This window comes from Bacteroides sp. OF03-11BH (genome assembly GCF_003604005.1).
GTDB lineage: Bacteria > Bacteroidota > Bacteroidia > Bacteroidales > Bacteroidaceae > Bacteroides > Bacteroides ovatus.
Genome location: NZ_QTMW01000055.1, coordinates 1 through 7,590 on the forward strand (window position 1 = coordinate 1; position 7,590 = coordinate 7,590).

Annotated in this window: 9 protein-coding genes; all 9 read left to right on the top strand. The window is 53.4% G+C overall.

What is annotated here, in order from left to right; genetic code table 11:
• A partial coding sequence (locus tag DXA54_RS24475) for a DUF4134 family protein (RefSeq protein WP_118326110.1) occupies positions 1-147 on the top strand: 147 nt, incomplete at its 5' end.
• 10 nt (positions 148-157) lie between these two features.
• Positions 158-520 (top strand): DUF4133 domain-containing protein, encoded by a 363-nt coding sequence (locus tag DXA54_RS24480; protein WP_007566699.1) that lies wholly within the window; start codon positions 158-160, stop codon positions 518-520.
• On the top strand, positions 517-3,030 hold the full coding sequence (locus tag DXA54_RS24485) for a TraG family conjugative transposon ATPase (RefSeq protein WP_007566701.1): 2,514 nt from the start codon (positions 517-519) through the stop codon (positions 3,028-3,030). Before DXA54_RS24480 ends, DXA54_RS24485 begins: the two co-directional genes overlap by 4 nt.
• A gap of 11 nt (positions 3,031-3,041) precedes the next feature.
• Positions 3,042-3,668 (top strand): DUF4141 domain-containing protein, encoded by a 627-nt coding sequence (locus DXA54_RS24490; RefSeq protein WP_007566703.1) that lies wholly within the window; start codon positions 3,042-3,044, stop codon positions 3,666-3,668.
• 19 nt (positions 3,669-3,687) lie between these two features.
• Positions 3,688-4,683, top strand: coding sequence for a conjugative transposon protein TraJ (gene traJ, locus DXA54_RS24495; protein ID WP_028728967.1), 996 nt, complete (start codon positions 3,688-3,690; stop codon positions 4,681-4,683).
• A gap of 20 nt (positions 4,684-4,703) precedes the next feature.
• Positions 4,704-5,327 carry a conjugative transposon protein TraK gene (gene traK / locus DXA54_RS24500; protein ID WP_004325451.1) on the top strand — a complete coding sequence of 208 codons (624 nt, stop codon included), beginning with the start codon at positions 4,704-4,706 and terminating at the stop codon, positions 5,325-5,327.
• A 4-nt stretch (positions 5,328-5,331) separates the two neighbouring features.
• The gene (locus DXA54_RS24505; protein WP_007754134.1) at positions 5,332-5,628 is read left to right on the top strand and encodes a TraL conjugative transposon family protein; all 297 of its coding nucleotides are present in this window, start codon (positions 5,332-5,334) and stop codon (positions 5,626-5,628) included.
• Positions 5,606-6,922, top strand: a complete 1,317-nt coding sequence (traM, locus tag DXA54_RS24510) for a conjugative transposon protein TraM (RefSeq protein WP_120080901.1) — start codon at positions 5,606-5,608, stop codon at positions 6,920-6,922. The genes DXA54_RS24505 and traM overlap by 23 nt, the downstream gene beginning before the upstream one ends.
• A gap of 33 nt (positions 6,923-6,955) precedes the next feature.
• Positions 6,956-7,590, top strand: a 635-nt coding sequence (gene traN / locus DXA54_RS24515; RefSeq protein ID WP_120080913.1) for a conjugative transposon protein TraN, incomplete at its 3' end; no start/stop codon positions are given.

Here is a 7,590-nt window from a genome sequence, read left to right on the forward strand (position 1 = left end):
GTTCTTAGAGGGGAAAGCTCCCGTAAGGGGGCTGACCTACTCGACTCAAGCGGCGACCCCGACACCTCAAAGACCGCCGCCAGTTGGTTCGGGGCGTGCATCTTCCTGATTGTAGCCGCCACTATCCTGCGCTCGTTCTTCCTCTAAACCTGCGGCTATGTCTGACGAGTTGTTGAGGGCTAAGCCCGAAAAATATCAGGTAAACAGGGGTATCGGGAAGCCCGTGGAGTTCAAGGGGCTGAAAAGCCAGTACCTCTTTATCTTTTGCGGCGGCTTGCTCGCCGTCTTCGTGGTGTTCATCGTCCTGTTCATGGCGGGCGTGAACCAGTGGCTATGTATCGGTTTCATCGTGTCGGCTTCGCTGCTGCTCGTGTGGCAGACGTTCCGGCTCAACGCCAAGTACGGCACGCACGGGCTGATGAAAGCCGCCGCACGCAAACGGCATCCACGCTTCATTATCAGCCGAAAGGCGATACCCCGATTATTCACCTACAAAAAAAGAAAGGAAGAAAGACCATGAGAAATATGTTAAAGGCTACCACGCTGGAAAGGAAATTCCCCCTTTTGGCGGTGGAGAACGGCTGCATCATTTCAAAGGATGCGGACATAACGGTGGCTTTCAGGGTGGAACTGCCCGAACTGTTCACCGTCACCAGTGCCGAGTACGAAGCCATACATTCGGCATGGTACAAGGCAATCAAGGTGCTGCCCGACTACTCCATAGTACACAAGCAGGACTTCTTCATCAAGGAGAACTACCAGCCCGACACGGAAAGGGACGAGCTTAGTTTTTTAAGCCGCTCCTTTGAACGGCACTTCAATGAACGCCCGTTCCTGAACCATTACTGCTACCTGTTCCTGACAAAGACGACAAGGGAGAGAAGCCGCCGACAGAGCGACTTCTCCACCCTATGCCGGGGCAGGATTGTACCGCAGGAGATAGCCGACAAGGAAGCGGCGGCAAAGTTCATCGAAGCGGTCGGGCAGTTTGAAAGGATTATGAACGACAGCGGGTTTGTCACCCTTACCCGGCTGGCGGCATCGGAAATCACCGGGCAGGACGGAAAGGCGGGCATCATCGAGAAATACTTCTCGCTATCGCAGACAGATACCACCTGCCTGAAAGACATCGGGCTGTACCCGGAAGAAATGCGTGTCGGGGACGACATACTGTGCCTGCACACGCTTTCGGACGTGGAAGATTTGCCCGGAAAGGTCGGGACGGACACACGGTTTGAGAAGCTGTCCACTGACCGGAGCGACTGCCGACTGTCATTCGCCGCCCCGGTGGGCGTGCTGTTGTCGTGCAACCACGTCTATAACCAGTTCATCTTCATAGACGACCACGCCGAAAACCTGAAGAACTTCGAGCAGACCGCCCGGAACATGCAATCGCTCTCCCGTTATTCCCGTGCCAACCAAGTGAACAAGGAATGGATAGACGAGTACCTGAACGAAGCGCACAGCAAGGGGCTTGTATCGGTGCGCTGCCACTGCAACGTCATGGCATGGAGTGACGACCGGGAAGAACTCAAACGCATACGCAACGATGTGGGAAGCCAGCTTGCGCTAATGGAGTGCAAGCCACGCCACAACACGGTCGATACGCCCACGCTCTTTTGGGCGGGCATACCCGGAAACGAAGCGGACTTCCCCGCAGAGGAAAGTTTCTACACGTTCTTGGGGCAGGCTCTCTGCCTGTTCGTGGAAGAAACGAACTACAAGAGTTCGCTTTCGCCGTTCGGCATCAAAATGGTGGACAGGGTGAGCGGTCGCCCGCTGCATATCGACATATCGGATTTGCCCATGAAGAAAGGCATCACGACCAACCGCAACAAGTTCATACTTGGGCCGAGCGGGTCGGGTAAGTCTTTCTTTACCAACCACATGGTGCGTCAGTATTACGAGCAGGGGGCGCACGTGCTGCTGGTAGATACGGGTAACAGTTACTTGGGGCTGTCCCAGCTTATCCACAACCGCACGCACGGCGAGGACGGGATTTATTTCACCTACACCAACGAGAACCCGATAGCGTTCAACCCGTTCTATGTCGAGGACGGGGTATTCGACATAGAGAAGAAAGAGAGCATCAAGACCCTTATACTCACCCTGTGGAAGCGGGATGATGAAGCCCCGAAGCGGTCGGAAGAAGTGGCGTTGTCAAACGCCGTGAGTGCCTATATCGAACTGACAGGCAAAGACCGTTCGGTAACGCCCTGCTTCAACACGTTCTACGAGTTTGTCCGGGATGATTACCGCCGACAGCTTGAACAGAAGAACGTCAGGGAAAAGGATTTTGACATAAACAATTTCCTGAACGTGCTTGAACCGTACTATCGTGGCGGTGAGTACGACTACCTGCTGAACTCCGACAAGGAACTGGATTTGTTGCACAAACGCTTCATTGTCTTTGAGTTGGACAACATCAAAGACCACAAGATTTTATTCCCGGTAACGACTATCATCATCATGGAAGCCTTTATAAACAAGATGCGCAAGTTAAAGGGAATAAGGAAGTTAATACTAATCGAGGAAGCGTGGAAAGCGATTGCATCGGCGAACATGGCGGACTATATCCGCTACCTCTACAAAACCGTCCGAAAATATTTCGGGGAAGCGATTGTAGTCACGCAAGAGATTGAGGATATTATTTCTTCCCCTATCGTGAAAGAGAGTATCATCAATAACTCGGACTGCAAAATCCTGTTAGACCAAAGAAAATATCTCAACAAGTTTGACAGCATACAGAACCTCTTGGGACTGACCGACAAGGAGCGTTCGCAGATATTGTCTATCAACATGGCGAACCACCCCGGACGGAAGTACAAGGAAGTTTTCTTCTCGCTGGGCGGCACGCAGTCGGCGGTGTACGCCACAGAAGTTTCATTGGAAGAATATTACACCTTCACGACAGAGGAAAGCGAGAAAATGGAACTGTTCGCACTTGCCGACAAGCTGGGCGGCAACCTTGAACTGGCTATCAAGAGGCTTGCAGAAAGCAAACGTAATCCCCAATCATCAACAACTTAAAAATCAGGAACATGAAAAGAACAATTCTCCTTATGGCGGTATGCCTTTGCTTCATCGGCAACGCATCCGCACAGTGGGTGGTGTCAGACCCCGGCAATTTGGCACAGGGCATCATCAACACCACCAAGCAGATAGTGCAGACTTCCACCACAGCCAAAAACACGCTGGACGGCTTCATGGAAGCGCAGAAGATTTTCCAGCAGGGAAAAGTCTATTACGATGCGCTCAAAGCGGTACACGACGTTGTCAAGGGCGGCATCAAGGTGAAGAAGTCCATTGAACTGGTGGCGGAAATATCCGAAATCTACGTGCGAAACTACCAGAACATGCTGGCTGACCCGAACTACACGCCGGATGAACTCACCGCCATTTCAGCCGGGTATGCCAAGCTGCTCTCCGAAAGTGCGGACGTGTTGCAGGACTTGAAGAATGTAGTGAACGTGACGGGTATGTCGCTGACGGATGCCGAAAGGCTGGCGGTAATCAACAACGCCTACAAAAGCCTGCTCAACTACCGCAACCTCGTGAACTACTACACCCGAAAGAACATATCCGTGTCCTACCTGCGGGCAAAGAAGAAGAACGACACAGACCGGGTGCTGGCTCTTTACGGCTCGGCGGATGAACGCTACTGGTAACATATAAATCGGTATGCCTATGTTATTAGCAGCGGTGGATTTTGACAACCTGCACCAAGTGTTGCGGGTGCTGTACGATGAAATGATGCCCTTGTGCAGCAACATGACGGGGGTAGCCAAAGGAATAGCCGGGCTGGGTGCGCTGTTCTATGTAGCCGCCAAAGTGTGGCAGTCGCTCGCACGTGCCGAACCCATAGACGTGTACCCGCTCCTGCGTCCCTTTGCGCTGGGGCTGTGCATCATGTTCTTTCCCACGTTCGTGCTGGGGACTATCAACACGGTATTGTCGCCAGTGGTGAAAGGGTGCAACCAACTTATGGAAACGCAGACTTTCGACATGAACGAATACCGGGCACAGAAAGACCGACTGGAATATGAAGCCCTGATGCGTAGCCCCGAAACGGCTTACCTCGCTTCGGACGAGGAATTTGACAGGCAACTGGAAGAACTGGGCTGGTCGCCCTCCGATATGGTAACTATGACGGGTATGTATATGGACAGGGCGGCGTACAATATAAAGAAGTCCGTCCGGGACTGGTTCAGGGAACTGCTGGAAATGCTCTTTCAGGCGGCGGGGCTGATTATAGACACGCTGCGCACGTTCTTCCTAATCGTGTTAAGCATACTGGGTCCGCTGGCGTTTGCGATTTCCGTCTATGACGGTTTCCAAAGCACGCTGACCCAGTGGATTTCACGCTATATATCCATTTACCTGTGGCTACCCGTGTCGGACTTGTTCAGCAGCGTGCTGGCACGCATACAAACCCTGATGCTACAAAAAGACATCGAGCAGCTTTCAGACCCGAATTTCATTCCTGACGGGAGCAGCACCGTGTATGTAATCTTTATGATTATCGGCATCGTGGGCTACTTCACCATTCCAACGGTGGCAAGCTGGATAGTGTCGGCTGGCGGTACGTCTGCCTATAACCGCAACGTGGCACGGGCTGGGTCAATCGCCGGGGCGGCGGTCGGTGCGGCAAGCGGGAAAGTAACCGGGAAACTACTCAAATAACCAACATCAATATTTAGTATATGGAATTTAAGTCATTAACGAACATCGAAACGAGTTTCCGGCAAATCAGGCTCTTTGCGCTGGTATTCATCTGCCTGTGCGCACTGGTGACGGGCTTTGCCGTGTGGAACTCGTACAGCTTCGCCGAAAAGCAGCGGCAGAAGATATACGTCCTCGACAACGGCAAAAGCCTGATGCTGGCACTCTCGCAGGACATGGCGCAGAACAGACCCGTGGAAGCCAAGTCGCACGTGCGGCGTTTCCACGAACTTTTCTTCACGCTCTCACCCGACAAGGGGGCTATCGAAAGCAACATCAAACGCTCGCTGTTCCTCGCCGACAAGACCGCTTTCAACTATTACAAGGACTTGGCGGAAAAGGGCTACTACAACCGGGTGATTTCCGGAAACGTCACGCAGACGGTGGAGATTGACAGCGTGAAGTGCGACTTCGACCAGTACCCCTACAAGGTGAACACGTATGCCCGCCAGTTGATTGTCCGGGAAAGCAGCCTGACGGTGCGAAGCCTTGTGACCTCGTGCCGCCTGCTCAACGCCACACGGAGCGACAACAACCCGCACGGCTTCATCATCGAAGCGTTCACCATTACCGAGAACAAGGATTTGCAGACCATTAAGAGATAGCCTTATGGAAAGAAAACGAAACTACATCGGAAAGGTGCGGGACTGGGCGGACGACCGCCTGCGCCGAATGTGCGGACGGATTACGCCGGGCAAAAGGCTGGCGGTTATCCTCGTGATGTTCTTCTTCCTTGGCGGCTTGTCTATCTACATTACCGTTTCATCAATCTACAACATCGGGAAGCGGGACGGCAGGCGGCTGCAAATAGAACACATCAGGCAACTGCCGTTGCACGGCAACGACACAACCAAAAGTATCAACCCCTTAAACAGACCGCAATATGGAAGAAGTACAGAAGAATGAGAACGGCACGACCGTACCGCAGGCGGACGGGAAGCCGAAAAAGGAAGATAAACCCAAACGGGAACTTACCCCGCAGCAGGTGCAGCAGCGCAGGAAAATGATAGTCTTCCCGCTGATGTTCCTTGCCTTTGCCGGGTGCATATACCTGATATTCGCACCCTCCGGCAAAGAGGACGTGAACGTGGAAAGCGTGGGCGGCTTCAACGCCGACATACCCCTGCCCGCAGAGGACGGGATTATAGCCGACAAGCAAAAGGCTTACGAACAGGCGATGATAAGCCGCAGGCAGCAGGAGAAGATACAGTCCTTGCAGGACTTCGGTTTCACCGGGAACGATGAAGCGGAAGAACCGCAAGCGGAAATCGACCTGATGCCGGAAGAGGATGCGAAGCCCCAAAGGGGCGGCGGTGCTTCTTATTCGGCAAACGCTTACCGGGACATCAACCGCCAGTTAAGCACGTTCTATGAAACTCCGGCGGTGGACGAGGAAAAAGAGGACTTGAAGCGGCAGGTAGCGGAACTGACCGATAGGCTGCAACAACAGAACGCCACACCCACCGCTGACGACCAAATGGCACTCTTGGAAAAGTCCTACGAGCTGGCGGCAAAGTACATGAACGGCGGGCAGGGACAAGTCGCACAAGTCCCGGTAACGGGCGACATTGACCGCAAGCCGGATGCGGTGGCGGTGCAGGCTGTCAGGGAAACGACCGTTTCGGGATTGCGGCAGCCCATGAGCGATGCCGACTTCATCCGGGCTTACAGCCAGCCACGAAACTACGGCTTCAACACGGCAGTAGGCACGGGGTACGCTATGGGAAAGAACACGGTAGCCGCCTGCATCCACCAAGACCAAACCCTGACGGACGGGCAGGCGGTGAAACTACGGCTGCTCGAACCCATGCAGGCGGGGAACATAGTCGTGCCGAAGAATACCCTCGTGGCGGGGACGGCAAAGGTGCAGGGCGAGCGGCTTGACATACTGGTGTCCTCGATTGAGTACGCTGGCAACATCATCCCGGTGGAACTCGCCGTGTTCGACACGGACGGGCAAAAGGGGCTGTCCGTCCCGTCCTCTATGGAGCAGGAAGCGTTCAACGAAGCTATGGCGAATATCGGAAGCGGGCTGGGTACAAGCATTTCCTTTGCCCAAAGTGCCGGGCAGCAGGTGGCTATGGACGTGACAAGGGGATTGCTGCAAGGAACGTCCGGCTACCTCGCCAAGAAGTTCCGAACCGTGAAAGTGAAGCTGAAAGCCGGGTACAGGGTGATGCTTTACGCCAAACAACAATAACCATTTTATCAACCGTTAAAATTTCAATTAGCAATGAAACAGATTTTTGTAATGTTCGCCCTCTTGCTGGGCGTGTGTGCGGCAAACGCACAAACCACTGACACCGTAAAGTATGCGGCTGGCAACAACTTGTACCGGGGGATTACCCGGAAACTCCCGTACCGCCAAATGGTTACACCCTATGGCGTGGAAGTGACCTTTGCCAAGACGGTGCATATCATCTTCCCCGCCGCCGTCCGCTATGTCGATTTGGGAAGCAACCATATCATAGCGGGCAAGGCGGACGGTGCGGAGAACGTAATCAGGGTGAAAGCCACGACAGAGGGCTTTCCGGGAGAAACGAACTTCTCCGTTATCTGCGAGGACGGCAGTTTCTTTTCGTTCAACGCCAAGTACGCCCGTGAACCGGAAATGCTCAACATCGAAATGAAAGACTTCTTGGAGAATGAAGATACGTCCGACTTCTCACATACCCGGATGAACATCTATTTCCGGGAACTGGGGAATGAAAGCCCGCTATTGGTGAAACTGATAATGCAGAGCATCTACAAGAACAATGACCGGAAAGTGCGCCACTTGGGTAGCAAGCGTTTCGGCATACAGTTCTTAATCAAGGGGATTTACACCTATAACGGGATGCTCTATGTACACACGCAGACAAAGAACAG